Raw genomic sequence first — 1,718 nt, 5'->3', positions numbered from 1 at the left:
ACAGCCCCATTTAAGGAAATCTCAGAAACAATGTCTTAACTTAATAACATTGGATAGAGTTTTATTTGCTCTTCTTTTTAGTTTGTAAGTGCCGTAAGTTGTATATTGACTGTATTAGCAGCAAGTAAAACAGGTGTGTCAGTAATGCTATAAGCAAGTTTAGCCATTGTATTGCCAGTACATGGTGCAATAAGCAGCGCATCAATGAGTGATTTAGGGCCAAGAGGTTCAGCTTCTATATTCGTATGAATAATTGTTTTATGTGTAATGGCTTCAATTTTAAAGTTAATATCATTAGCTTCGCCAAATCTGGTAGAAGTATTATAAGCAGTAGGTGTCATAATGGGGAAAACATTAACGCCCATATCTACAAGGTTTTTCATAAGTAGAAGAGATTTTGAAAACGTACAAAAAGAGCCGCACATGGCAAACCCTAGGTTTAATCCTTTTAAGTCTTTCATAAAGAAGCCCCCTGATTACGTAATATGAGTAAGAGACATTGGTAGATAATAGCAGCAGCACTCTTAGGAGCAACAATGCCAGGAAGTGAAGGCGCAGGTACGTGTACAATGCCCCGTTCATGGCAATAATTAATATCAATACCACCTGGTACAGAGGCAAGTTCAATATATACAACTTCTGGATTAAAGGCATCTATTTCTTCCTTATTTAAGATTACAACAGGAATAGTATTAAAAATAAAATCAAAGTTACCTAAATGTGTCTTTAATTCATTAAGTGGCACAGCTTCATAACCATAGGTACTAATAAAGGCAATGTCAGTAGTAGAACGCGCCTCTACAGCTACCTTTGTCCCTAAGCTTTGCAGTTTATAAGCAAGAATCTTACCACAACGACCAAAGCCTAAAACTAAACAACGGCTGTTATGAAGTGTAATCTCACTATGCTGCATAGCATATTGAATAGCACCTTCAGCAGTTGGAATGGCATTTAATATAGCAATTTCATTCATTTTCATAATGTCACAGTAACGGATATGATGTGTTTCAAATGCTTCAACTAAATTTGATGTTAAAACGCTGCCTAATACAAAGCTATTAGAAGCTACTCTGAAAAATTGTTCCAGAGGAATATAAGTGTTACACAGAGGTGTAAATACGCAGGTATTATCTTTTGAGAATGGGATAGGACCGATAATGTAAGGAACGTCTTTTAACTCATCTATAGAAGTACAAATATGTGCACTTCTTGGAATGTCTGGATGAGAAAGGCCGTAGATTAATACATTAAAGTTTTGATCACATAAGATTTGACTTAGTCTTACAAATCTAAGATCACCACCTACAATTGCAACTGAAATTTGAGACATTGCACATTCCCCCAGCTATTTTAATGTCTATGTTACAGTTTATGAAAGAAGTTGGGGCAAAGTGCTTGTATTAGAAAAATAATAAAACGTAGGGTTAGTGTTAGTGATAGTAATATAGTTGTAGTATCATAAGCGTTAACTTATAAATAAAATTTTCCAGTAATCAAAATAATAAAAATGGGAAACTTCTAAGTCTAATATCACTTAAACAAAGGAGGTTTCCCATGCATATTGTAAAGTTAGTATCTAGACTTTTTAAATTTTTTATACCATCTATTATCGAAAAAATTGCAAAATCATCTGGTTTTATGAAATGTCATTCTAAGCTTTTACCTGAAACCTTTGCAAAAGCAGTGTATTTAGGTTTGTTAGACTGTAAAAATATTAC

2 protein-coding genes are annotated in these 1,718 nt (G+C 33.9%); both read right to left on the bottom strand.

Annotated elements, in window-relative coordinates:
• Positions 1 to 77: 77 nt before the first annotated feature.
• On the bottom strand, positions 78 to 461 hold the full coding sequence (locus JCM14822_RS18510) for a flavoprotein (protein ID WP_054744113.1): 384 nt from the start codon (positions 459 to 461) through the stop codon (positions 78 to 80).
• A complete protein-coding gene (gene dpsA / locus JCM14822_RS18505; RefSeq protein WP_054744111.1) occupies positions 458 to 1,330 on the bottom strand; it encodes a dipicolinate synthase subunit DpsA in 873 nt (290 codons plus the stop codon). The genes JCM14822_RS18510 and dpsA overlap by 4 nt, the downstream gene beginning before the upstream one ends.
• Positions 1,331 to 1,718: the final 388 nt, after the last annotated feature.

This window comes from Cellulosilyticum ruminicola JCM 14822, from assembly GCF_001311925.1.
In the GTDB taxonomy this organism is placed as follows: Bacteria; Bacillota; Clostridia; order Lachnospirales; family Cellulosilyticaceae; genus Cellulosilyticum; species Cellulosilyticum ruminicola.
The sequence above is the reverse complement of the archived record's forward strand: the minus strand, read 5'-3'. Positions and strand labels throughout refer to the sequence as shown.

Coding starts and splice junctions, on each gene's coding strand:
- dpsA (WP_054744111.1), bottom strand. CDS start 1,330: ATGTCTCAAATTTCAGTTGCAATTGTAGGTGGTGATCTTAGATTTGTA.
- JCM14822_RS18510 (WP_054744113.1), bottom strand. CDS start 461: ATGAAAGACTTAAAAGGATTAAACCTAGGGTTTGCCATGTGCGGCTCT.